This window comes from Enterobacter sp. CC120223-11 (assembly GCF_900215375.1).
Taxonomy (GTDB): domain Bacteria; phylum Pseudomonadota; class Gammaproteobacteria; order Enterobacterales; family Enterobacteriaceae; genus Scandinavium.
Genome location: NZ_OBEF01000006.1, coordinates 61960 through 85785 on the forward strand (window position 1 = coordinate 61960; position 23826 = coordinate 85785).

Below are 23826 nucleotides of genomic sequence, written 5' to 3' on the forward strand. Positions count from 1 at the left end.
TTCTTTATCATTAAGATTTAGTAGCTAATAGCGAGACAGGCAACAAACGGAGCGGATTGTCCGTTACAGGAAGGCCATCACCAGCGCAGAAATCGCATCAAATCCCGTCGCCATCAGGCGTTCAAAGAACGGGGCCAGCGTTTGTGCGATCAGAAACAGCGCCACCATACCCACGCTGAGGGTCAGCGGAAAGCCCACCACGAAGATAGAGAGCTGCGGCGTCAGGCGATTCAGCAGCCCGAGCGTGAAGTTAATGCACAGCAGCAGCGCGATAATCGGCAATCCGAGCATCAGGCCCTGGCTGAAGATAAGCCCGGCATGGCTGAATACCGCAAGAAAGCCCCCGGCGTGCAGCGGCGCGGCGTTGACCGGCAGCGCCTGAAAGGTATCGGCCAGTACCGACAGCAGCCAGAGATGGCCGTTGAAGGTGAGAAACAGCAGCGTGACCAGCAGGTTCAGAAAGCGGGAGATAACCGGGCTGTTACCGCTGCCGGGATCGAAAAAGGTCGCAAACGAGAGGCCCATCTGCATGCCGATAATCTCACCGGCAAGGCGCACCGCCGCGAAGATAAACTGCAGCGTCAGCCCCATCGCCGCCCCGATAACAACCTGCTTGGCGACTACCCAAAGGCCGGTCCAGGAGTAGAGCCCAATCTGCGCGTCGGGGGTGCTGTCGCCCATCAGCAGAGCAATCATCAGCGCCAGTCCGGCACGCAGGCGGCGGCTCACTGCTTTCTCGCCAAAAATGGGTGCCACATGCAGCAGCGCTGCCACGCGGGCCAGGATGAAAAAGTAGTGGCTGATCAGCCCGTAAAGCTGATCGAGGGGAAGTCCAAATGCCATTAGCCGATGGTGTAAGGCAGAGAGAGAAACAGCGCGCGGGTGTATTCAATGAACATGTTCATCATCCATGGCCCCAGCGCCACCGCCACGCCAACAATCATCAGCACTTTGGGGATAAAGCTCATGGTCATTTCGTTAATCTGGGTCGCCGCCTGAAAAATACTGACGATAAGACCGGTAAACAGCGCCACCAGCAGCAGCGGACCGGAGACCATCAGGCCGATTTTGATGGCCTGCATACCCAGCACCATCACGCTTTCGGGAGTCATCGTCGGTTCCTCAACTGTAGAAACTTTGGGCAAGCGAGCCCATCAGCAGCTGCCAGCCGTCCACCAGCACGAACAGCATTAGTTTGAAAGGCAGCGCAATCGTCGTAGGCGGCACCATCATCATCCCGAGCGCCATCAGAATGCTGGCAACCACCAGGTCGATAATCAGGAACGGAATAAAGATGGTGAAGCCAATCTGGAAGGCGGTTTTCAGCTCGCTGGTGACGAACGCCGGCACCAGGATGCTCAGCGGGACCGCTTCCGGCCCGTCAATCGCATCGGATTTGGCGATTTTGGCAAACATCGCCAGGTCGCTCTCCCGGGTCTGATCCAGCATAAAGCTCTTGAGCGGCTTCACGCCCTCTGTCAGCGCCGTTTCCATGGTGATGGCGTTGTTTTGCAGCGGCAGCCAGGCCTTGTCGTAAATCTGATTAAACACCGGAGACATCACGTAGAAGGTCAAAAACAGCGCCAGCCCGACCACCACCTGATTCGGCGGTGCGGTCGGCGTGCCCAGCGCGTTTCGCAGCAGGCCCAGCACGATGATGATGCGGGTAAAGCCGGTCATCATCAGCAGCGCTGCGGGAATAAAGGTAAAGCCACTCAGCAGAACTAAGGTCTGTACCGGCAGTGACCACCCTTCTTCCCCCATCGGGCGACCAAGAATGATATCGCTGTTGGCCGCAAACGCGCCAACGGCAGGCAGCAGCAGGCCGACGCCCAGCAGCAGGGCTCTGAGTGTATTTCGGGAAATCATGATTAGCGGCTCTGGCGGTGTTTCTTAAGTAAGGTGTCCAGCATCGCCCCAAACGCGGCGGGCGCCGGCTGAGGTTCAGGCATTGGCGTTTCGGGTCTTGCCTGAGTGGCAAGACAGGTTACCTGCGTAGCGGTCACGCCAAGCACCAGCCGCTGTTCCCCCACGTCGACCAGCAGCAGGCGTTCGCGCCCGCCCAGCGATCTGCTGGCCACCACGTTCATGGCACCGTCCGGGTTCGTCAGACGGCGGGCAAAGCCGCTGCGCCGGGCAACCCAGGCCAGCGCCACCATCAGCAGCACGACCAGAGCCAGCGTACCACCCACCGTCATCAGCACGGACTCCTGCGACAGCGGGGCGTTCAGAGAAGCAGCGGCGTTCATTAGCGGCTCAGGCGGTGCATACGCTCAGACGGCGTAATGATATCGGTGATGCGGATGCCAAACTTGTCGGACACCACCACCACTTCACCCTGGGCAATCAGATACCCGTTGATCAGGATATCCAGCGGTTCACCGGCCAGACCGTCCAGCGAGACGACGGACCCCTGGCTCAGGCGCAGCAGCTCTTTGATGGTCATTTTGGTGCGCCCCAGCTCGACGGTCATTTTGACCGGAATGTCGAGGATCAGGCTCATTTCGTCAGACAGGGGAGACATCGCCATCTGATCGGCGGCACCCGCCGCGTGTTGTTCGCTTAGTGCATCGCCCCAGAGGTTATCGATGGACTGATCTTCAGCGCCCGACGAGGTATTCATATCGCTCATGGGGAAATTACTCCTTTGCAAAAGAGGACAGCGCCGGTTGAATCATCTGTTCAACCTTCAGCGCGTATTGATTGTTAACAGAACCGTATTTCGCCTTAAAGACCGGCACGCCGCCGACGCTGGCGTCAATAAACTCCTGCTTGTCGAGGGCGATAACATCCCCCTTCTTCATGCTCATCACGTTGGACAACCGCGTGCTCACGTCGGCAAAACGCGCCACCAGCTCCAGCTCGGTTTCGCGCATCTGGCTTGCCAGCATGCCGCGCCAGTGCGAATCCTCATGACGAGAGTTGTCCATCGGCGGGTTGCTCAGCAGCTCGCGCAGCGGCTCAATGGTGCTGAACGGGATACAGATATTGAATTCCCCGCGGTGCGAACCGATCTCCACCGAAAACGGGGTGGTGACCACCACATCGTTGGGCGACGAGGTGATATTGGTAAACTTCACCTGTATTTCAGAGCGGATGTATTCCGTTTTGATTTTGTAAATGGTGCTCCAGGCGAACTCGTACGCTTCCCGCGCCATACCCAGCATGCGGTGAATGACGCGCTGCTCGGTCGGGGTAAATTCGCGACCGTCCGCTTTGGTCGGGAAGCGACCATCGCCGCCGAACAGGTTTTCTACTGCCATAAACACCAACCCTGGCGAAAACGCCATCAGCGACGTGCCGCGCAGCGGATTCAGATGCAGCAGATTCAGGTTAGTCGGCACCGGAAGGTTACGGGCGAACTCATGGTACGGCTGAATTTTAATGTTGCCAGCGGTGATATCCGGACTGCGGCGCAGCAGGTTAAACAGCCCCATGCGAAACTGGCGGGCAAAGCGTTCGTTGATGATTTCAAGCGAGTGCAGACGCTCGCGGATCACCCGACGCTGGGTATGAGGATCGTAAGGCTTGATCCCCGAGTCAACGCGTGCGCCCTCGTCGCTGCTCTCGCTGTCGGCATTAAGCAGACGATCGATTTCGTCCTGAGATAAAAAGCTGTCAGCCATAAATAATTACCGCAGAATAAATTCGTTAATTAAAATATCCGTCGGGCGGATAGACTGTTGATGCGCCAGCGGTTTACTCAGCTCAGCTTGAATGTTGTCAATCAGCTGGCTCTTGCCGTCATCGGTCGATAAATTTTCAAAGGTTTGCTGTGTCAGCAGCATAAAAAGACGGCTTCGGTATTCCGGCAAATATTTCTCCAGCGTTAATTTTGACGCATTATCCGCAAGGCGAACGGAGAGGCCGACATAAAGCACGCGGTCCGACTCGTTACCGGTCGGCTTAAGGCTGACGGTGAAGGTGTTCATCAGCACATACAGTGGCTCAGCGAGCGGTGCTGGCGCTGCTGCAACAGCAGGAGGAGCGTTCTGAGCTGCCGCCCCCACAACAGGCTGCGCGGTTTTCATTTCCCAGAACATATATCCGGCAAAGCCGCACGCGGCGAGGGCAATAAAGAACATCAGGACGGTCAGAAGCGAGCGCGCCCCTCCGCCAGAGGCGGCTTTTTTATTTTTGTTGCTCATTGGTCTAAAACTCTGTCAATAAAAGAGAGCGACGCTGTGCGCTCTCGTTGAAATATGGCGCGTATTGTAGTCCACTTAATGAGCGAAATAATCAGGGGATGAAATTTCATTCCTGCGGCTTATTCAGCACTTCAGGCAAAAGTGTTAATTCCATAGGCAGCATTTTTTACCGGGGTTAACACCACCGGAACATTTTCTTCTTCCGCGCTGTTATCTTCGCTCTGTGAAGCGGCATGTTGTCCGCCGGAGCCGTGCTCGCCGTTCATCTGCCGATCCGCAAAGGGATTATCGGCGCTGACGTTGGCCTGCCCGAGCTGAATGCCTGAATCCGCCATCGCCGTGCGCAGCTGAGGGATCGCCTGCTCCAGTACCTGGCGCACCAGCGCGTGGTCGCTGACGATATGAATTTTCGCCTGCTCCTGCTGCAGACGCAGGGTGATGTGCAGCGAACCGAGCTCCTCCGGATGCAGGCGGATTTCCGCGTTCTGCACGCCATTACGGCTCATCATCACCACCTGCTGGCTTATGGCCTGCTTCCATTCCGGCGTGTCAAGGGAGTGGGGGATCGTGACAGCAGGCTGTGAGCCGATCGATGCAGGCGAACGCGAGGACGACGGCAGCACCGGGCTGAGATTCACCGGCAGCGTTGCCTCTGCGCCAGGACCGGCATCAGGCTGCATGGCTTCGGCAGGCATGCCCTGCATAGCGGATGCAACGCCTTCGGCGTTTGTCCTCAGCGTCTTCGGTGCCGCTTCCCCTTTCAATGGCTTCACTAAAATCTCGCCGCTTCCTTCCTGGTGGCGAATCCCCTGGGTCTGCGTCAGCGCGCCAGGAGTCAAATCACTCATGCCCGCTGGCTGCCCTTTCCCGGTGATCAGCTGCTGGAGCTGCCATTGGGGGGAAACCGCGCCCTCTTCCGTTGTCAGCGCGGGGAGAACAGCCAGCCCCCCTTTCTTCTCAGACAGGGCTGCCGAAGCGGCATCTTCTCCGACAATCGCCGCCAGGGCTTCGTCAGACGCAGGCAAGGCCGCACTGTTTTCAGGCAGTAATTCTGCCGCAAGGCCGGGGATAAGCAGTCCCATCTCCGCCAGTTTCTCTTCCAGCTCCAGGCTGAACGTTCCGTCCTCTTCGGGCAGCGACTCGCCGTCGGGCAACATTTTTGCGCCGCCCAACAGCAGCTTCGTGATATCAATAGTCATACTCTCTCTCTTCGTTGTCCCGCACGCTGGGCAAACTCATCCATCAGCTTCTGTTCATGACGGCTCTCAATCTGCGCCTGCGCCGTTTCACGACGCACAATCAGCGTTTCGAAGGCATTCAGCCGCTGCTTGTCGGCAATCCATCCGGCTTTGGCCCTGTCCACGGCCTGCTCGCAAACCTCAACGTGGTTTTCGTGCTGCTTCACCACCTGATTGAGCGACAAAATAAACGACTGATGATTGACCAGGTCCGCCACCGACATGCCTTTGCTGAGCATGCCTTCACGCAGCGACTGCTGATATTCATGCTCGTAATGCTGCAGCTGTTCATGCTGAGTCACGGCGCTTTGCAGGGACTGCTGGACGCTACCGAGCTGACGCGTGGTTTCCGTCAGCTTCTCTTCCGCCATATCCCGCAGCAGGGTCATTGGGTTCTTCACCTTCACGCGGCGCTCCTTAGCCGTTGCTCATCGTGGGGAACAGCCCGGAAAGCCCGGAGATGGCCTCTTCATAGCCGCTGCGCTCGTGGATCGCCTGATGCAGGAACGCTTCCAGCGCCGGGTAGTGTTCGATGGCCTGATCCAGTAGCGGATCGCTGCCCTTCACATACGCCCCCACGCTCACCAGGTCACGGTTGCGCTGATATGCGGAAAGCATCTGCTTGAAGCGCTGCACCTTGCGGTACTGCTCGTGTGGGATCAGTTCGGTCATCGCACGGCTGATCGAGGCTTCAATGTCGATAGCCGGATAGTGGCCCGCTTCCGCCAGGCGGCGGGAAAGCACAATGTGGCCGTCGAGGATCGCACGCGCCGAATCGGCGATCGGATCCTGCTGATCGTCGCCTTCGGTCAGTACCGTGTAAAACGCGGTGATCGACCCGCCGCCCGGTAATCCGTTCCCGGCACGCTCCACCAGCGCGGGCAGCCGTGCAAATACAGAAGGCGGATAACCTTTGGTGGCTGGCGGCTCGCCAATCGCCAGCGCGACTTCACGCTGCGCCATCGCATAGCGGGTCAGGGAGTCCATAATCAGCAGCACGTTCAGGCCGCGATCGCGAAAATCTTCCGCAATGCGCGTGGCATAGACGGCGCCCTGCATTCGCAGCACCGGGGAGACGTCTGCTGGCGCGGCAATCACCACCGCGCGCTCCCGTCCCTCCTGGCCGAGGATATTTTCAATAAAGTCTTTAACTTCGCGTCCACGCTCGCCGATAAGCCCCACCACAATCACGTCCGCCGTGGTGTAGCGCGCCATCATGCCAAGCAGCACGCTTTTGCCAACGCCCGAGCCCGCAAACAGGCCCATGCGCTGGCCGCGCCCCACGGTCAGCAGGCCGTTAATGGCCCGCACGCCAACGTCGAGGACGTTTTTAATCGGATCGCGGTGCAGCGGATTAAATGAAGCGGTGAACAGCCCGGCGACGGGTCTGCCAGGTGCCGGACGACCGTCCAGCGGGCGACCTTGCGCATCCAGCACGCGCCCGAGCAGGTGCGGGCCGACGGGAAGCTGTTTGCCCAGCGTGTCGTCGGCGTCCAGGGCGTAAACGCGCGCGCCGGGTAAAATGCCATCGACGTGTTCCAGCGGCATCAGATACAGCGTGTCGGCCTGAAAGCCGACGACTTCGGTTTCGATAGCCACCACGCCATGAGCCGTTTTGCGCTCCACGATGCACAGCGCGCCAATCGGCAGCTTCAGCCCCACGGCTTCCATCACCAGGCCAGTGGCACGGGTCAGTTTGCCGTACTGGCGGAAAGCAGGCATCTCATCCAGCTTGTCTTCCACCCTGTCGATAGCCGACAGCCAGGCCTTAAGACGCTGGCTCATTGTGACAGCTCCTCGCGGGCCAGCTGGCACAGCGCCTGCCAGCGGGTTTCCATGCTGGCGTCAAACTCAACGTCCGGGGTCACGATGCGACAGCCGCCCGCCGCCAGCTCCGCGTCACGATGTAACACCCAGCCGGAGGTTTTCAGCGTGTCGCCAAGTGCCTGTTCAATGCGCGGGAAATCCTGCGGATTGACGTGCAGTTCGATGGTGCCGTGCAGCAGCGCATCTTTCTTCATCAGCTTACGGATTTGCGTCACCAGGGCGTGGTTATCCGCAACGTTCAGCGAGCCGTAAAGCTGCTGTACCGCAGTCAGGGCAAGCTGCACCAGCCGACCGGGGATCAGGCTGTCGAGATTCTCCAGCGCCAGGCTGAACTGTCCGAGCCAGCCTTCGGCCTGCTTGAGCATCGCCTGCTGTTCGCTGCCCGCCTGCGCCAGCCCCTGGGCGAACCCGGCCTCACGACCTTCACGCAGTCCTGCTTCGTAGCCCTGCTGTCGCCCCTCTTCCTGACCGCGCGCCAGCCCCTGGCTGTGCCCTTCGCGTTCCGCCTGCTGGCGTAATCGCGCGAGCTCTGCCTTTAGTTGCGCTTCAGACTGCGCGGAGTCGAGCGTCGGCAGTGCCACCTCCGGCGTCTCATTCAGCAGATTTTCAGGCTGCCAGCTGCGCCACTGGACGGCATCAGCGTCGTTAAACGTAGGCATCTTCGCTGCCTCCAATCAGGATCTCGCCAGACTCGGCCAGACGGCGAACCACGTTGAGAATGGTTTTCTGCTCGGCTTCCACCTGAGAGAGGCGCACCGGCCCACGAGAGGCGAGATCTTCGGTCATCAGATCCGCCTGACGACGAGACATATTGCGGAAGAACTTGTGACGCAGCTCTTCGTTGGCCCCTTTGAGGGCGATGATCAGCGTCTCGCTCTCGACTTCCTGCAGCAGGCGCTGGATGGAGCGGTCTTCCACGTCCACCAGGTTTTCGAACAGGAACATTTCGTCGATGATCTTCTGCGCCAGCTCGCCGTCGAAATCGCGGACGGCTTCGATGGCGGACTCTTCCTGCTGAGATTTCATCAGGTTGAGGATCTCCGCCGCCGGACGCACGCCGCCCATCTTGCTGCGCTTGAGGTTCTGGCCGTGCAGCAGGTTGTTGAGCACTTCCGTCAGCTCCTGCAGCGCTGCTGGCTGTACGCCGCCAAAGGTGGCGATACGCAGCATGATGTCGTTGCGCTCGCGATCCTCGAATTTGCCCAGCACGTCCGCCGCCTGGCTACGCTTCAGGTGAACCAGAATGGTGGCGATGATCTGCGGGTGCTCTTCGCGGATCAGATCAAACACCGACTGCGGCTCCATAAAGTTGAGCGTCTCGATACCGTTGGTGCCCTGGTGGGTATCCAGCAGATCTTCGAGCAGCGAGGAAGCACGCTCTTCGCCGAGCGCCTTCACCAGCACGCTGCGCAGATAGTCGTTGGTATTGAGGCTCAGCGCCGCGTATTCGTTGGAATCGTTTTTAAATTCCTGCAGCACTGCCGCCATCTGGTCATGGGTGAAGCCCGCCATATTGACCATTGAACTACTGATTTGCTTCACCTCATGGGCGTTAAGATGCTTGAACACCTCGGCCGCCAGTTCATCCCCCAGCGTCAGCATGACGATGGCGCTTTTTTCTGCGGCGTTCATGATTTGTGATCCTTATTCATCCACTGGCGAATCACCAGCGCGATAACGCGCGGCTCTTGCTCTGCCAGCTCACGCAGCTGCTGACTGTTAAGTTCGGTATCCACACGCTGCTGGGCGCGTTCACTTGCTTCCTTCTCGGAGGCACGTTTCTTCTCAGCCATCGCTTCTTCGCGGACTTCTTTTTCCATCTCCATCCGACGGATAGCCGTTTCCTGATGGCGCACCCAGGCAGGCTGCACCAGCTTGCGCCACATAACCCAGGCGATAATCGCGATAACCAGATAGCGGGCAATGGACATCAGCAGGGCATAGAAGCTCTCCTGTTTCCAGAACGGCGGGACAGGCTCTTCCACCACCCCGTTAAACGGCGAATTCATGATGTTGACGCTGTCGCCGCGGTTCGCGCTGTAGCCAATCGCTTCTTTCACCAGCGCGTTAATGCGCGTCAGCTCGGCTTCGCTAATCGGCCCGACCTTCGCCTCTTTGCCCTGCGGCAGATGGTTAATCACCACCGCCACCGACAGGCGTTCGATACGCCCCATCGTGGATTTGGTATGAGTCAGCGTTCTGTCGAGCTCAAAGTTGGTGGTGTCGTCATTGCGGTTGTTATAAGGCTGCGCAGTTTCGCGTCCGCTGACGTTGCTGGTCGGACGTTTGTCCGCCGCTGCCCCGTTCGAGTTCAGCGGCTGAGTGAGCGGCGCGGTGGCAGGCGCAGGCGGCTGATTGCTCAGCGCTCCCGGTACGCCGCTTGCGCCACGGCCGTTGCCCTGCTCGCTCAGGCTGGACTGGCGGCTACGGATCGCCATTTTTTGCGGATCGGCATTCGGCTGGTACTGCTCCTGGGTTTGCTCCTGCTGCGTAAAATCGACCTGCGCGGTGACCTGCGCCCGCACATTGCTGTCGCCCACTAACGGCGCAAGAATGCGCTGAATACGCTGCTGATAGTCGCTTTCGATATCGCTGGTGTATTTCAGCTGGGAAGTCTGCAAGCCCTGTAAGCCGCTCTGGGTCAGCAGGTTACCGCGCTGATCGACAATGGTGACATTGTCCGCAGGCAGCCCGGTGACGGCGCTGGAGATCAGGTGAGTGATAGCCAGCACCTGACCTTCATTCAGGCTACGGCCCTGAACAAGGTTGACGGTGACCGAGGCGGTTGGCAGCTTTTGTTCGCGCACGAACATCGAAGGCTTAGGCACGGCAAGGTGAACACGGGCCGTCTGCACGGGGCCCAGGTTCTCGATGGTGCGGGAAAGCTCCCCTTCCAGCGCTCGCTGGTAGTTCACCTGCTCACTGAACTGACTGATGCCGAATTTTTCTTTATCCAGCAGCTCAAAGCCTACGGAGCCCCCCTTCGGCAAGCCCTGCTGGGCCAGCTTCATGCGCGCCTCATGCACCTGGCCTTCCGGTACCATGATCGCGCCGCCGGGCGCGTCGATGCGGTAAGGCACATTGAGTTGCGTCAACTGAGCGACAATCGCTCCGCCGTCTTCATCGCTGATATTGCTGAACAGAACCCGGTAGCCCGGCTCCTTTGCCCAGAACATCAGCGCAATCACTACGGACAGCGCCGCGGCGCCGCAGATAACCAACAGCAGCTTCGGGCTTTCTCGCAGCGATGACAGGGCGGATTTTAATCGCTCTGTCGGATTGTTCGTTAAACCATTTAATGTGGCACTCATGCCGTAATCCTGTAAGAAATTGCATGCGAGGCGCATGCGTGTCGGCTCATATATTGCAGCGAACGGCAATCGACGAATTGAAATTTTGGTGGAATTTTCAGGAGGGTATTATCGTCCGGAGAGCGTTTTTTTTAATCCTGAATAAGCTCAAAGTTATGACGGCTTATTGGATTTTCTGCGCTATTTATCCGCGTGGTAAGCTGTCGGCGTTTAAAAGATGTGCGAAATTCTCGCGTTTTCTTTATTTATCAGGAAGTGAATAATGTCAGCAACTTTAATGCGTGGGGTCCTCGACCAGATTCAGGCCCAGGCGCAGCAGGTCACGTCACAGCCGAACTCCCGGCTTATCGGGGCGGAGAAAGCGCCTGCGTTTTCTGACGTTTTATTTAACAGCATTAGCGAAATAAATAAAACACAGCTTGACGCAAAAAATACCACCCAGCAATGGATGTCGGGCAGCAGTGATATTGGTTTGAATGACGTAATGCTGTCGATGCAGAAATCCTCTATTTCATTTAACTTTGGTGTCCAGGCGCGCAATAAAATGCTCAGCGCTTATCAGGAAATCATGAATACCCCTGTATAAGGCCCATTGTTAATCTATGAGCGAAATTAACTGCGGTTCTGCGCGCTTATTACGGAATTCACCCACGTTAACCGACGGTGAATTACAGCGTATTGGCAAGCTTATTTATCACCGAGCGGGCATCGTGGTGAATGCCCAGAAGCGGGAGATGATTTACAACCGCCTTTCCCGGCGCCTGCGGGTGCTGGGGTTAAGCCGTTTCAGCGACTACGCCGGGATGCTGGAGTCTCATGCAGAGCATCCTGAATGGCAAAATTTTATTAATGCGTTGACGACCAACCTGACCTCCTTTTTCCGCGAGTCATACCACTTTCCGGTGCTTGCGGAACATGCACGTCAGCGGTCAAACGGCTACCGCGTCTGGTGTACTGCGGCTTCGACCGGCGAAGAGCCCTGTTCGATTGCAATGACCCTCGACGAGTGCCTGGGCGCAGCGATTGGCGGGCCGCGGGTCTGGGCTTCGGACATTGATACCGAAGTGCTGACCAAAGCGGAAACCGGAGTATATCGCCTGAGCGACCTGCAGGCGCTGACCCTGGCTCAGAAGCGCCACTACTTTTTACGCGGCACGGGCGACAACAGCGAGCAGGTAAAGGTAAAGCGTGAACTGCTGGCGGGTATCCATTACCAGCAGCTCAATCTGCTGGACGCCAGCTGGGCGGTGCCTGCGCCGTTCGACGCCATATTTTGTCGCAACGTCATGATTTACTTCGATGCGCCGACCCAGCAAAAGCTGCTGGCACGCTTTGCGCGGATGCTGAAGCCCGGTGGCCTGCTGTTTGTTGGCCATTCAGAGCACTTTACCCATCCGCATATTCCGCTGCGCCTGCGTGGACAGTCGGTGTATGAGCTCACGGAGGCCAGCAAGTGAGGCGTATCCGGGTGCTGGCGGTCGATGACTCCGCGCTGATGCGCAACCTGCTCAGCACGATAGTCAGCCAGCAGCCCGATATGGAGATGGTCGGAACCGCCCCGGATCCGATCATCGCCAGGGAGATGATCAAAAAGCTAAATCCGGACGTGCTGACGCTTGATGTCGATATGCCTCGGATGGACGGACTGGAGTTTCTCTCCCGGCTGATGCGCCTGCGCCCAATGCCGGTGGTGATGATCTCTTCGCTGACGACCCGCGGATCGAAGGCCACGCTGGCGGCGCTGGAACAAGGGGCGGTGGATTTTTTACCCAAGCCCGATCATCAGGTCGCAGGGGATCTGGATCGCTGGGCGCAGCTGGTAGTGGAAAAACTTCGCATCGCTGCGAAAGCGAAACCCGGTACCCAGCACGGCGGACAGGCAATACGCCCGCTTCTGTCGGGGAGCCGTGCCGCGCAGGAAAGTCTGATTGCCATAGGCGCGTCAACGGGCGGCACCGAAGCCCTGCGCCGGGTACTGATGCCGCTGCCGGTCGATTGTCCGGGGATTGTCATTGCTCAGCACATGCCGTCCGGCTTTACCCGCTCCTTTGCCCAGCGGATGGATTCACTGTGCCAGATAACCGTGCGCGAAGCCGAAGATGAAGAGCCCATCTCGCCGGGAAGCGCGCTAATCGCCCCTGGCGATCGCCATCTTGAGATTGTGCGTCGGGGAAAAGGCTACGTCGTGCGGCTAAGCGATGCGCCTGCGGTCAATCGCCATCGCCCTTCGGTGGATGTGCTGTTTGATGCCGTGGCACAGCAGGCCGGTCGACACGCCAGCGCAGCCCTGCTGACAGGCATGGGCAGCGATGGCGCCCGCGGCCTGCTGAACCTTCGTCAGGCCGGGGCGTATACGCTGGCGCAAAGTGAAGCCACCTGCGTGGTGTTTGGTATGCCGCGGGAAGCTATCGCGCTTGACGCGGCCTGTGAGGTTGCCGACCTCGATGATATCGGCGCACGGCTGCTGGAAAGCTTCAGCCGCAAAAAACACAAGTAACCGACCAAGCCCCCAGGAGAACCCTCATGTCGGATAAAAATTTACGCTTTCTGGTGGTGGACGACTTCGCCACCATGCGCCGTATCGTACGTAACCTGCTGCAGGACTTAGGCTATAAGCACATTGAAGAAGCAGAAGATGGTCAGGACGCGCTCAACAAGCTGCGAACCAGCGAGTTTGATTTCGTGGTCAGTGACTGGAACATGCCGAATCTCGACGGCCTTGAGCTGCTGAAAACCATCCGCCTCGACCCGGGGATGGCGAAGCTGCCGGTACTGATGGTCACCGCTGAAGCCAAGCGTGAAAACATCATTGCCGCCGCGCAGGCCGGGGCCAACGGCTATATCGTTAAGCCCTTCACCGCAGCGACGCTCGAAGAGAAGCTCGGCAAGATATTTGAAAAGCTGGGGGGTTAGAGATGCCTTCTGACGCCCCAATGCAAACGACCGAAAATACCCGAGATCTGTTTCTGCGCATCGGCCAACTGACCCGCCTGCTGCGTGACAGTATGGCCAACCTGGGCCTGGAACAGGCCATTATGGAAGTGGCCGATGCGTTCCCGAACACCCGCGACCGCCTCAACTACGTGGTCGGCAAAACCTCGCAGGCGGCCGATCGCGCGCTGACCAGCGTCGAGGTTGCCCGCCCGTTGCAGGACAGCATGAGTGAAAGCGCGACCGATCTTAGCCAACGCTGGGATGCCTGGTTTGAGGCGCCGCAGCCGCTGGAAGACGCCCGGGAGCTGGTGACCGCGACCCGTCATTTCCTGCGTGAAGTGCCGGACATGACCCAGCAGACCAACCGCCAGCTCACCGACATCATGATGGCGCAGGATTTCCAGGATTTAACCGGCCAGGTGCTGCAAAGCCTGATGCTGGTGATTGAGACTGTGGAAAAAGAGCTTATCAGCGTGCTGGTGGAAAACATGTGCGACCGCGACAGCAATTCGCAGGAGAGCGAAGCGCAGCTGAAGAACGGACCCCAAATCAATGCGTCAGTCGAAGGCATTGTCGCTTCTCAGGATCAGGTAGATGACCTGCTGGAGTCGCTCGGCTTCTGATGAAGCGGCGCACAGGCTATGTCTGAAACAAGCGACAGCGACAAAACAGAAGACCCCACACCCCACCGAAAACAGAAAGCGCGCGAAGAGGGACAGGTTCCCCGATCGCGTGAACTGACCACGCTTGCGATGCTGCTGGTCGGTTGGGGGTTAATGGTGGCAGGCGGCGGTTACCTTGCCGGAGAGCTGCAGCACCTGTTGCATAACGGCCTCTCCTTCGACCGGCTGCTGGTGCGCGACCCGCATCACATGCTGCATCAGGCTGCCTCGCTGCTGGGTATCGCGTTTATGGCGATTATGCCGTTTGTCGCCGGGTTGTTTATCACCGCGCTGACCGCGCCGTCGCTGATTGGCGGCCTGAACATCAGCGGTAAGGCAATCAAGTTCAGCGGCAAGAAGCTCAACCCCATCAGCGGCATCAAGCGGATGTTCTCCGCACAGATGGTGTCGGAGATGGTGAAGTCGATTCTTAAAGTGCTGCTCGCCGGAATCGGCGGCTCGCTTTTTTTGCTGCTTAACAAAGCGAAGTTTATCGCGCTGGTGTTCGAACCGCTGGGCATGGCGCTCAGCGACATCAGCGGGCTGCTGCTCGGCTGCATGCTGACCATCATTATGGCCCTGATCCCGATGGTGGCGTTTGACGTTATCTATCAGATCTGGAGCAACCTGAAAAAGATGCGCATGAGCCGTCAGGAAGTGAAAGACGAATTTAAGAATCAGGAAGGCGACCCTCAGCTTAAGGGACGCATCCGCCAACTGCAGCGCCAGATGACGCAGAGCCGAATGATGTCCGATGTCCCGACCGCAGACGTGGTGGTGAACAACCCGACCCACTTCTCGGTGGCGCTGAAGTATCAGGAAGGCAGCATGGGCGCACCAATGGTGGTTGCCAAAGGCACCGGGTTGATTGCCCTGCGCATTCGCGAGCTCGCCGAAGAACACCGCGTGCCGATGCTTGAAGCCCCGCCGCTGGCGCGTGCGCTGTATAAACATTGCGAACCTGGTGCCCCGGTTCCCACGGAGCTTTACAGCGCCGTCGCCGAAGTTCTGGCCTGGGTCTATGGCCTGCGCCGCTGGCGCAAAGGGTTTGGTTTACGTCCGCAGCAGCCGAAAGATCTTCCGGTGCCGGACGGGATGGATTTTGCACAAGAGAGTAGAGAGTGATGGCCAATATCGCCACCAAATTACGTTTACCCAACATGAAGGAAACTCAGTGGCAGGTGCTGGCCGGGCCGGTGCTGATCATGACCATCCTTGCGATGATGATCCTGCCGCTGCCGACCTTCGTCCTGGATCTGCTGTTCACGTTTAACATCGTGCTGTCGATCATGATTCTGCTGGTGGCGATGTTCACCCAGAACACCCTCGAGTTCTCGGCGTTTCCGACGGTGCTGCTGTTTTCCACCCTGCTGCGCCTGGCGCTCAACGTGGCTTCTACCCGTGTGATCCTGATGCACGGGCATACCGGTTCGGCGGCGGCAGGTCAGGTGGTCGAAGCGTTTGGCCATTTCCTGGTGGGCGGCAACTTCGCCATCGGGATCATCGTCTTCGTGATCCTCATCATCATCAACTTTATGGTGATTACCAAGGGTGCAGGCCGTATCGCCGAAGTGGGCGCACGCTTCACCCTCGACGGCATGCCGGGCAAGCAGATGGCGATCGACGCCGATCTCAACGCCGGGCTTATCGGCGAGGAGGAAGCCAAACGCCGTCGTAAAGAGGTCACCCAGGAAGCGGACTTCTACGGCTCGATGGACGGTGCCAGTAAGTTCGTGCGCGGCGATGCTATCGCCGGGCTGATGATCATGGCGATCAACATCATTGGTGGCCTGGTCATCGGCGTGATGCAGCATGATATGTCGGCGGGCATGGCGGGTGAAACCTATACCCTGCTGACGATCGGTGACGGCCTGGTGGCGCAGATCCCAGGGCTGGTTATCTCCACCGCCGCAGGCGTGGTAGTGACCCGCGTGGTCAACGACCAGGACGTTGGCGAGCAGATGGTCGGCCAGCTCTTTACTTCTCCGCGCGTAATTGTTCTGTCGGCAGGCGTGATTGGCCTTCTGGGGCTGATCCCCGGCATGCCTAACTTTGTCTTCCTGCTGTTCACCGTCACGCTGCTGGCGATTGCCTGGTGGCTGCGCGGAAAAGAGGCGGAGAAGAAAACGGCAGGCCCGTCTCGCGCAGGCGCAGAAGACCCGGCAATGGCGGAAGCGGAAGCCGCGCAGGTCAACGAAGCCACATGGTCTGACGTCATGATGGAAGACGTGCTGGGGCTGGAGGTGGGCTATCGGCTGATCCCGATGGTCGATCACGAACAGCAGGGCCAGCTGCTGACCCGCGTGCGAGGCATTCGTAAAAAATTCGCCCAGCAGATGGGCTTCCTGCCTCCGGCGGTGCATATCCGCGATAACCTCGATCTGCTGCCGACCCGTTACCGGATCCTGCTGAAAGGGGTAGAGATCGGCAATGGTGAGATCCAGCCGGATCGCTGGATGGCGATAAATCCAGGCTGTGCCGAAGGAGAAGTCCCTGGCACGCCTTGCGCCGAGCCAACGTTTGGCCTGCCCGCGCTGTGGATTGATGAAGTCCATCGCGAGCTCGCGCAGACGCTGGGCTATACCGTGGTGGATCCAAGTTCGGTTGTCGCGACCCATCTTAACCACCTGATCGCCACCCATACCGATGAACTGTTTGGTCGCCAGGAAGCACAGCAGCTGCTGGATCAGCTGACGAAGCAGTCGCCAAAGCTGGTGGAAGATTTAATTCCGGCGGTAATTAGCCTGACGACGTTGCATAAAGTGTTGCAGAACCTGCTCTCTGAGCGGGTGCCTATCCGCGATATGCGCACCATTATTGATACGCTTGCCGAGTTTGCCACCAGCCAGAGCGATGCCGACGAGCTGACCGCGCGCGTGCGGGCACGACTTTCCCGCGCCATCACCCAGCAGTGGTTCCCGGGTGAAGAAGATGTGCAGGTGATCGGGCTCGATCTCTCCCTTGAGCAACTGCTGGTGCAGGCCACCCAGAGCGGGAGCGCCATCGAACCGGGCATTGCCGAGAACCTGATGAAGCAGACCGAGCAGGCGCTGCTGCACCAGGAAGGGCTTGGCGCGCCGCCGGTGCTGCTGGTGAACCCGGCGCTGCGCCTGATGCTGTCGCGCTATCTGCGCCGCCTGTTCCCGCAGATGGCGGTGCTTTCAAGCCAGGAGATCAACACTCAGCGCAACGTCCGCATGACGTGGATGATTGGAGGCAAAGCGTGATCCGCCATGGATTGCTGGCCATTCTGCTCAGCTCGTCCGCTGCGATGGCGGCAGAGGGCTCATGGACCAGCCAGAGCTTTGGCGGCACCCTGAGTCTCGGCCAACAGACGTTGACCAGCCGGGCCATTAAAGTCTCTTCTTCCCTGCCTGCCGGCGCGGTGGCTCAACGCGTGGCGTGGAAAATCAGTACCGACCGCCACACGCCCGTAGGCTTTCAGGCAAAGATTTGCGGCGGCGGACGCTGCCTGCCCCTGCCGGGAATGGCCGGGGAAATCCCCTTGCCCGCGGGTTTTCCGGCGGGAGGACCGTTCCATTTTGAGTACAGGGTGGCGGTACGCGGGCCGCTGCGCCCAGTACTGACGGTGCTCAGCAACCAGCTGACGGTGCACTATGGCTCGCTGCCGTCGCGTCGGGCGAAGGGTTAACCCCTTCACATTTCAGGGGAATAACGCGGGTCTTAACATTTATCTGTGTTATGATTCCGCCGTTATTTCCACTTATCCCAACTCTGAGGCTTGATGCTGGAGAATGTAATCTAAAGATAATCAGTGTTCTGACCTCCCCGGCCAGACTGATTATCGCTGCGCTTAAACCTTACGCACGCATCTAAGGATGACGTGTTCGTTTTTGCACATGTTGATTACAGGCATTTCCAGTATGAATATTTCCAAACCAGAACAACGCACCCTGCACGTCCTCGCTAAGGGCGGCCGCATTATGCACACACGCGACACATCCGGCCGCATTACCCACGTTGAGTGCTATTCCCGCGAAGGGTTGCTCCTCAGCGACTGTACGCTCGCCGTTTTCCGCAAGCTGAGAACCAAGAAGCTGATTAAATCCGTTAACGGCCAGCCGTACCGCATCAACACCACCGGGCTGAACAACGTGCGTGCCCAACTGGATAACCGCTAAAATAAGACGCTGCCCCGCCGTGAAGCGGGGCAAACTTCATCTCAAAAAATCCCTTTCTGGCGCACCTTATTCATTTTCTGCGTCGGCGCATCAACGGCGCTGAGACTGACTTCTTCCGTCTGAGCACTGCGCGGAGATTCCTGCGCACTGGCGCTTCGGCCGCTCACCCGCAGCTGCTGAAGCAGCAAGTGCTGTTGTTCCAGCAGCGTTTTCAGTTCCGCCACTTCACGACGCAGGCTCTCCGTCTCAGGTGCGGCGGCAGACGTCTGCGCATTCTGTGGAGGCAACGCCTCGGTAAACAGCGTGCGCAGTTGTTCGAGCTGCTGCTGGCTGAAGTCCATTGCAGCAGCAGGTGTGTTTTTTGGCGCATCGCCCGGCAGCAAGGCATCGTGCTGGAGCTCGGCGCAGAGGCTTTCGAGGCTGAGCGCTTCACGCCCAAGCGATTCGGCGATGCGGCTGCACAGCTGAGGCTTCAGCAGGTGCAATTGCAGACCCGCCAGGTAGACGTTGCGGTGAAAACGGCGGATCTCCATGTTGGCTTCGGTCACGCCGCTGCCCGCCTGCTGCACTGCATCGTGCCAGGTTTTCAGCTGCATCATCGCCCGCTGATCGGCGCGGGAGGCCTCCGGCGAGAGGTGGAGCGACAGGTTAACCCGTCGCGTCTGCCCGCTACGCATCCTCACCCACCTCAATCATCTGCGGGGGAGCAACCTGCTCCACGCCGGACTCCGCGTGATAGAGGCAAATCTCACGGGAGAGCGCACTCTGCGGGTTGTCGATGGTGACCACGCGGTCGCCCAGCGTCGAGTAAGCCTGCCGCAGTGCAGACTCAATCAGGTGCGCACCGCCGCCGACCACGTACACGCGGTTCGGGTTCTTGGCGAATTTCTTCGCTTCATACGCCACCTGATCGCCCAGCTCCTGAATTTTGGTTTCGATGCGCTCAAGGATCTCATCGATCCGCGACTCATCGTTAATCACGCTTTTTACAAAATCCATGTCGTGACGGCGCTTAATCAGCTCATTCGCCACCAGGTAGCTGGAGTCGCTGTCGGCAGCGGCCAGCAGTTTGCGGGTGGCGTCGGTCACCATCGCCACGCCGATTTCGTTGTTGCCGTAAATGGCCGAAACATCGTCGAATTCGCCGACGATGACGCCCATATCCAGCGTGGTGCCACCGCAGTCAATGACCAGTGATTTAGTGAACTCATTCACGCTGGAGTTGAGCAGATGCGACAGCGCCGCAGGCAGGCTCTCCGGCATCACCTGCACGTCGACGATGCGGAACAATTCGCCTTTGTTCAGGGAGATCTCACGCATCAGGTTGCGGCGCTTGGCTTCAATGCGCTCATCGTTGCGCTGGCAGTCGTCCGGCTTGTAGAACTGGGTAATCGGCAGCGTGACCACGATTTCGACGTCGCACGGCGTAAGACCGGTCTGCAACAGCGCATGGTGTACCGCCAGCAGGTTCAGATCGTCATACTGATAGTCGATATGGGTGGTGGAGAGCGCTTTGTCTGAAGTGGCGTCGTAAGTGTATTTGGTGGTGCCGATGGTGTAGTTGTACACCGCCGTGCCACGCAGCAGCGCCGCGCTTTTCCAGTCTTTGCGAAACGAGTTCGGCGACACCACGGTTTTCAGGGTGCCGTTCTCGATCCAGCTAATTTTGACGTTGGTGGAGCCATCATCAATGGCGAATTTCATACGGGTTACGGTCATGGGAATTACTCAATCTAAGGTATGGGTTACAGCACCGCGTCGTCGGTCAGGATGCGACGGGCGCCGAGATAATGGTCTTGCCAGAAGTTATCGGTCAGCTGGCTGATGCGGATATTCAGGCCCGTGCGCGGCGCTTCAATAAACTGGCCGTCGCCGAGATAGACGCCGACGTGGTCGGCCCCCGGCCGCTCGCTGATATCAAAGAACACCAGGTCGCCGCGCCGCAGTTTTTCCTGGCGCACGGTTTTGAGGTGCTTATCCTGATACATGGCGTTGGCGGTACGCGGCAGTTTGCGGTTGAGAACGTGGTTCCAGGCGTAAAACACCAGGCCGCTACAGTCGAAGCCTTCGCCCGGCGACTGGCCGCCCCAGACGTAAGGCTTGCCGAGCTGCTGCTTCAGGCGAGCGATAACGATGCGCAGCGAGGCCTCCGCTTTCGGCGACAGCTTTTCCTGCCCCAGCTCCTCCGGCGTCGGCATCCACAGCGCGTCCGAGCCTCCGAAGCGGCCCGGCTGCCAACGGGAATGCATCGCCAGCATTTCGCGATTTTTTACACGGTCGAGGCGTTTGCGTTCTGCTGCGCTGCGCTTTTGCTCCGGGGTCAGCGGTACGGTGGCGATGCGCAGGCGCACTTTCGCCATCAGCCGGTCGCGATTTTTCTTTCGCTTCGCCGCCTCAAGACTCTTTTCCCGCGTCAGGGAGGATTTCACCTCCTGCGGGCGGGCCTCGGTGACGCCCGGGAACAGCAGCGCCAGCGTAATAAGAAGAAAAAAAGGTGCCTGAGCTCGTGAGGCGAGGCGTACAGGCACAAAACGGACTGAATTCAACATGGACATCACTACGGAATATTGTGCGTTTCAACCTTCGAGAGGTTGTCGACCAGCGGCTTAAGGACTTTTTCGCCGTGCTGACCGAAGAACTGGTAAAGGGATTCGCTGGCGGAGTGCGTCAGCACCATAATTTCAATGCGGCGATTGGCCGAGCTCAGCGGGTTTTGCGGATCGAGCAGCATCTGATCGGCCATTCCGCTGACCTGCAAAATTTGATTCGGATCGAGGCCATTGCGGGTCAGCACCGTGCGGGCCTGCATTGCACGCTCGCCAGAAAGGTTCCAATTGTTGTACAGTTCCTGGTCGCGGAAGTGGGTCCCATCGGTATGACCGGTGATAATGATTTTGTTATCAATGGTGCTCAGCGCCGGGGCAAACTCACCCAGCAGACGCTTAAAGAACGGCGTCAGGATCGCGCTACTGCGCTGGAACATTTCACGCTTCTGATCGTCGGTGATCAGGATCCGCAGCCCCTGCGGCACAATTTCCAGCTTCAGGTTGGACTGGGCGTCGTAGGCGGAGGTGATCTTCATGATGATCCGCGCCAGGTCCTCTATCTCCCGCTGCGAACGCTTGTTGACGTCTTCCAGACTCTGGGAGTGCTTCACCTGCTGCGTCATGTCCTTCAGCGGATCGGTCGGGCCCTGGCCCGTCACCTTTTTCTTCGACAGCGCATCACCGGTGGTCAGCACCGCCATTTTGCCGCCCGCCTCTTTGCGGGTCACGGGGGTAATCGAGTGACCTTCAAAAATGGATTCGCCGTTGAGCGTCGAGACTATCTCCTTGCGCTCCTCTTCGGTCACCGCCCCCATGATCCACAGCACCATAAACAGCGCCATCATCGCGAGGGTAAAGTCAGCAAACGCCACTTTCCACGCCCCGCCGTGAAAGGCCTCGTGGCCCTTACGCGCGGAGCGTTTGATTATCGTGGTGTGCTCTTTATTGCGGCTGCGCATTACATCTCACCCGTCATCTGGTTCACCCAGCCATCAAGGGTGGCAAACGTCGGTTTGGTGTCCATCGGCAGCATTTTGCGCCCGGCGTCCACCGCCAGCAGCGTCGGTTTGCCCGCCACGTGGTTTACCAGCACGGTACGCACGCACTCCAGCACCGCAATTTTCTTTTTCGTGCGCTGCTCCATGGCGTTCGCTACTGGATCCATAAAGCAATAACAGAAGAATACGCCGAGGAAGGTGCCGACCAGCGCCGCCGCGACCTTCACGCCGATGACGGCGATGGAGCCGTCAATGGACTGCATGGTGATGATGATCCCCAGCACCGCCGCACAGATACCGAAGCCCGGCATCGCCTCTGCGGTACGCTGCAAGGAGCGTGAAGGCTGTAGCAGATTCTCTTCCATCGCCACCAGCTCCTGCTCAAGAATGCCTTCGAGCTCGTGCTCGTTGATCTTGCCCATCGCCATCAGGCGGAAGTTATCGGAGATAAAAGTGATCAGCGGCTTGTCGCCCAGCAGCAGCGGGTACTTCTGGAATAGCGGGCTGTTTTCAGGCAGTTCGATATGTTCATCCAGCACCTTCAGGCCGCCGTCCTGCACCAGCTCGAGCAGTTCATACAGCAGCATCAGCAGCTGACGCTGGTATTCGCTGGTGTGCTCGTCCTTGCGCAGGATGCCGCGAAACTGACGCCCCATTTCCGCAAGGACCGGGCGAGGGTTCGCCAGCACCATGGCACCAATGCCTGCCCCAAGGATGATGACTATCTCACCCGGCTGCCAGAAGGAGGCAAGACGCCCTCCCGACATAATAAAGCCGCCGACAACGCAGGCGAGGATGATAAAAATACCGAAGAATTTCTGCATGACACTTTCACTTATCGAAAAAAGACTGAATTTTCTGCGCGATTTTTTTGTTGAGCTGACAGACGCGGGCCTCGGTTAAATCGAGGACCAACGCAATCTCTTTCAGGCTCATCTCGTGCTGGTAATAGAGCGTCAGAATGAACTGTTCACGCTCGTCAAGGCTTACCAGCGCGCTGCGTAGCGTCCGGCTGACGATCATCTCGTCTTCCAGAGGACGGCTGTCGAGCGCGCCGGTATAGATGTCGTTGCCCAGAAGGTCATCCAGACTCTCAAGGCTTCTGGCACAGTCCAGCAGCAAATACTCCTGGTACTCCTCCGCCGTAATGGAAAGGTGCAGCTTCAGATCCTCAAAGGTCGGCGGGTGCCCGAGCTTGCGGGAGAGCTCGCGAATGGCATCGTTCAGCTTGTGTGTTTTCTGCCGCAGGCGGCGCGGGCGCCAGTCGAGCTGGCGCAGCTCATCCAGCACCGCGCCCCGCACGCGCTGAACGGCAAAAGCACCAAACTGCTCGTCGGGGTGGCCGTAGCGGCGCAGGGACGTCAAAAGCCCCATCAAGGCAATCTGCTCCATGTCCTCTTTGTCCATCACGCTGCTGGCCTGGTAAGCCAGCTGGCGGACAACTTTGTTCACCAGCGGCAGATAAGCCTGCAAATAACGGGCCTCGTCTGCCGGGGTCAGCGCCTCACTGGCGATAAAATCAATCATTTCAATCACAACGCACGAATTACTGGAAAACCATCTTGCTGATGATCACGTCATCAAACGGGACGGGAATGTTCAGGCTGGCAAATTTTTCGACGTAGGCCGCTTTGAGCTTGCTGTGCAGCGTGCCAATGCTCATCTCACGCACGTCGTGGTAATCCATGTCCGACAGCAGGCTGACTGTTGCCCCACGAATGGCCGGGATCATGTCCTTTGCGCTCTGCGTTTTCTGCGGATCTGAGGTCGCAAGGTTGACCTCCAGCAGCAGATAGCGCTCGTTGCTGTCGTTTCCTTTGAGGGTGATCACCACGTTTTTGATCTCAACAAACTCCACTGTGCGGGGCTCAGTTGAGCTGAATAAACCGGACAACGGGCTTTCCCCGCTGGCGGTATCAGCGCGCAGGAAGTGCATTCCGGCGACGGTCATCGCGGCGGCACAGACCGCCGTGATCAGGGCGATCATCACCCCAAAAAGCATTGTTTTTGCGTTCATCGT

Annotated in this window: 29 protein-coding genes; 9 read left to right on the forward strand and 20 right to left on the reverse strand. The window is 58.6% G+C overall.

The features are described 5' to 3' along the window. Nucleotides 1-63: 63 nt before the first annotated feature. From fliR to fliF, 13 genes are all read right to left on the reverse strand, one after another. Nucleotides 64-843 carry a flagellar biosynthetic protein FliR gene (gene fliR / locus CRO87_RS08885; RefSeq protein WP_097162576.1) on the reverse strand — a complete coding sequence of 260 codons (780 nt, stop codon included), beginning with the start codon at nucleotides 841-843 and terminating at the stop codon, nucleotides 64-66. Continuing rightward, the gene (gene fliQ / locus CRO87_RS08890) at nucleotides 843-1112 is read right to left on the reverse strand and encodes a flagellar biosynthesis protein FliQ (RefSeq protein WP_097162577.1); all 270 of its coding nucleotides are present in this window, start codon (nucleotides 1110-1112) and stop codon (nucleotides 843-845) included. Before fliQ ends, fliR begins: the two co-directional genes overlap by 1 nt. Nucleotides 1113-1122: 10 nt before the next feature. Further along, nucleotides 1123-1869, reverse strand: coding sequence for a flagellar type III secretion system pore protein FliP (fliP, locus tag CRO87_RS08895; RefSeq protein ID WP_097162578.1), 747 nt, complete (start codon nucleotides 1867-1869; stop codon nucleotides 1123-1125). A 2-nt stretch (nucleotides 1870-1871) separates the two neighbouring features. Next, nucleotides 1872-2249, reverse strand: coding sequence for a flagellar biosynthetic protein FliO (fliO, locus tag CRO87_RS08900; RefSeq protein ID WP_097162579.1), 378 nt, complete (start codon nucleotides 2247-2249; stop codon nucleotides 1872-1874). After that, entirely contained in the window at nucleotides 2249-2632 is a 384-nt protein-coding gene (gene fliN / locus CRO87_RS08905; protein ID WP_097162580.1) for a flagellar motor switch protein FliN, read from the reverse strand. Before fliN ends, fliO begins: the two co-directional genes overlap by 1 nt. Before the next feature lie 7 nt (nucleotides 2633-2639). Then, complete coding sequence (gene fliM / locus CRO87_RS08910) at nucleotides 2640-3626, reverse strand: flagellar motor switch protein FliM (protein WP_097162581.1); 987 nt, start codon at nucleotides 3624-3626, stop codon at nucleotides 2640-2642. A gap of 6 nt (nucleotides 3627-3632) precedes the next feature. Further along, a complete protein-coding gene (locus tag CRO87_RS08915; RefSeq protein WP_097162582.1) occupies nucleotides 3633-4148 on the reverse strand; it encodes a flagellar basal body-associated FliL family protein in 516 nt (171 codons plus the stop codon). A 131-nt stretch (nucleotides 4149-4279) separates the two neighbouring features. Then, the gene (locus tag CRO87_RS08920) at nucleotides 4280-5347 is read right to left on the reverse strand and encodes a flagellar hook-length control protein FliK (protein WP_097162583.1); all 1068 of its coding nucleotides are present in this window, start codon (nucleotides 5345-5347) and stop codon (nucleotides 4280-4282) included. Next, a complete protein-coding gene (gene fliJ / locus CRO87_RS08925; RefSeq protein ID WP_097162746.1) occupies nucleotides 5344-5775 on the reverse strand; it encodes a flagellar export protein FliJ in 432 nt (143 codons plus the stop codon). The genes CRO87_RS08920 and fliJ overlap by 4 nt, the downstream gene beginning before the upstream one ends. A gap of 28 nt (nucleotides 5776-5803) precedes the next feature. Next, nucleotides 5804-7171: a flagellar protein export ATPase FliI gene (gene fliI, locus CRO87_RS08930; protein WP_097162584.1), complete on the reverse strand. Its 1368-nt coding sequence runs from the start codon at nucleotides 7169-7171 to the stop codon at nucleotides 5804-5806. Next, the gene (locus tag CRO87_RS08935) at nucleotides 7168-7872 is read right to left on the reverse strand and encodes a flagellar assembly protein FliH (RefSeq protein ID WP_097162585.1); all 705 of its coding nucleotides are present in this window, start codon (nucleotides 7870-7872) and stop codon (nucleotides 7168-7170) included. Before CRO87_RS08935 ends, fliI begins: the two co-directional genes overlap by 4 nt. Beyond that, a complete protein-coding gene (fliG, locus tag CRO87_RS08940; RefSeq protein ID WP_097162586.1) occupies nucleotides 7859-8845 on the reverse strand; it encodes a flagellar motor switch protein FliG in 987 nt (328 codons plus the stop codon). The genes CRO87_RS08935 and fliG overlap by 14 nt, the downstream gene beginning before the upstream one ends. Next, nucleotides 8842-10524, reverse strand: coding sequence for a flagellar basal-body MS-ring/collar protein FliF (fliF, locus tag CRO87_RS08945; protein WP_097162587.1), 1683 nt, complete (start codon nucleotides 10522-10524; stop codon nucleotides 8842-8844). The genes fliG and fliF overlap by 4 nt, the downstream gene beginning before the upstream one ends. Nucleotides 10525-10786: 262 nt before the next feature. Between fliF and fliE the strand changes: the two genes are divergently transcribed. The 9 genes from fliE to CRO87_RS08995 all read left to right on the forward strand — a co-directional run bounded on the left by fliE (nucleotide 10787) and on the right by CRO87_RS08995 (nucleotide 18262). Beyond that, entirely contained in the window at nucleotides 10787-11110 is a 324-nt protein-coding gene (fliE, locus tag CRO87_RS08955; protein ID WP_097162589.1) for a flagellar hook-basal body complex protein FliE, read from the forward strand. 16 nt (nucleotides 11111-11126) lie between these two features. Continuing rightward, entirely contained in the window at nucleotides 11127-11981 is an 855-nt protein-coding gene (locus CRO87_RS08960) for a CheR family methyltransferase (RefSeq protein ID WP_097162590.1), read from the forward strand. Beyond that, nucleotides 11978-13021 carry a chemotaxis response regulator protein-glutamate methylesterase gene (locus CRO87_RS08965; protein ID WP_097162591.1) on the forward strand — a complete coding sequence of 348 codons (1044 nt, stop codon included), beginning with the start codon at nucleotides 11978-11980 and terminating at the stop codon, nucleotides 13019-13021. The genes CRO87_RS08960 and CRO87_RS08965 overlap by 4 nt, the downstream gene beginning before the upstream one ends. A gap of 26 nt (nucleotides 13022-13047) precedes the next feature. Further along, nucleotides 13048-13437, forward strand: a complete 390-nt coding sequence (gene cheY, locus CRO87_RS08970) for a chemotaxis response regulator CheY (protein ID WP_097162592.1) — start codon at nucleotides 13048-13050, stop codon at nucleotides 13435-13437. Between the two features lie 20 nt (nucleotides 13438-13457). After that, complete coding sequence (gene cheZ, locus CRO87_RS08975) at nucleotides 13458-14081, forward strand: protein phosphatase CheZ (protein ID WP_097162747.1); 624 nt, start codon at nucleotides 13458-13460, stop codon at nucleotides 14079-14081. Nucleotides 14082-14099: 18 nt separating this feature from the next. After that, the gene (flhB, locus tag CRO87_RS08980; RefSeq protein ID WP_097162593.1) at nucleotides 14100-15245 is read left to right on the forward strand and encodes a flagellar biosynthesis protein FlhB; all 1146 of its coding nucleotides are present in this window, start codon (nucleotides 14100-14102) and stop codon (nucleotides 15243-15245) included. Then, nucleotides 15245-17347: a flagellar biosynthesis protein FlhA gene (gene flhA / locus CRO87_RS08985; RefSeq protein ID WP_097162594.1), complete on the forward strand. Its 2103-nt coding sequence runs from the start codon at nucleotides 15245-15247 to the stop codon at nucleotides 17345-17347. Before flhB ends, flhA begins: the two co-directional genes overlap by 1 nt. Beyond that, the gene (locus CRO87_RS08990) at nucleotides 17344-17772 is read left to right on the forward strand and encodes a flagellar protein FlhE (protein ID WP_255252498.1); all 429 of its coding nucleotides are present in this window, start codon (nucleotides 17344-17346) and stop codon (nucleotides 17770-17772) included. Before flhA ends, CRO87_RS08990 begins: the two co-directional genes overlap by 4 nt. Before the next feature lie 232 nt (nucleotides 17773-18004). Further along, nucleotides 18005-18262 (forward strand): YjhX family toxin, encoded by a 258-nt coding sequence (locus tag CRO87_RS08995; protein WP_097162749.1) that lies wholly within the window; start codon nucleotides 18005-18007, stop codon nucleotides 18260-18262. A gap of 41 nt (nucleotides 18263-18303) precedes the next feature. On the opposite strand, the gene CRO87_RS09000 is transcribed toward CRO87_RS08995, so the two are convergent. The 7 genes from CRO87_RS09000 to fliL are packed head-to-tail and all read right to left on the reverse strand — an operon-like array spanning nucleotide 18304 to nucleotide 23823. Then, nucleotides 18304-18939, reverse strand: a complete 636-nt coding sequence (locus CRO87_RS09000; RefSeq protein WP_097162595.1) for a hypothetical protein — start codon at nucleotides 18937-18939, stop codon at nucleotides 18304-18306. Further along, nucleotides 18932-19981: a plasmid segregation protein ParM domain-containing protein gene (gene parM, locus CRO87_RS09005; protein WP_097162596.1), complete on the reverse strand. Its 1050-nt coding sequence runs from the start codon at nucleotides 19979-19981 to the stop codon at nucleotides 18932-18934. The genes CRO87_RS09000 and parM overlap by 8 nt, the downstream gene beginning before the upstream one ends. 26 nt (nucleotides 19982-20007) lie before the next feature. Then, nucleotides 20008-20811, reverse strand: coding sequence for a C40 family peptidase (locus CRO87_RS09010; protein WP_097162750.1), 804 nt, complete (start codon nucleotides 20809-20811; stop codon nucleotides 20008-20010). A gap of 8 nt (nucleotides 20812-20819) precedes the next feature. Continuing rightward, complete coding sequence (gene lafU / locus CRO87_RS09015) at nucleotides 20820-21767, reverse strand: putative lateral flagellar export/assembly protein LafU (RefSeq protein WP_097162597.1); 948 nt, start codon at nucleotides 21765-21767, stop codon at nucleotides 20820-20822. After that, nucleotides 21767-22630, reverse strand: a complete 864-nt coding sequence (gene motA / locus CRO87_RS09020) for a flagellar motor stator protein MotA (protein ID WP_097162598.1) — start codon at nucleotides 22628-22630, stop codon at nucleotides 21767-21769. The genes lafU and motA overlap by 1 nt, the downstream gene beginning before the upstream one ends. A 7-nt stretch (nucleotides 22631-22637) precedes the next feature. Continuing rightward, complete coding sequence (locus CRO87_RS09025) at nucleotides 22638-23333, reverse strand: FliA/WhiG family RNA polymerase sigma factor (protein WP_097162751.1); 696 nt, start codon at nucleotides 23331-23333, stop codon at nucleotides 22638-22640. Nucleotides 23334-23352: 19 nt separating this feature from the next. Then, entirely contained in the window at nucleotides 23353-23823 is a 471-nt protein-coding gene (fliL, locus tag CRO87_RS09030) for a flagellar basal body-associated protein FliL (RefSeq protein ID WP_097162599.1), read from the reverse strand. Nucleotides 23824-23826 lie beyond the last annotated feature (3 nt).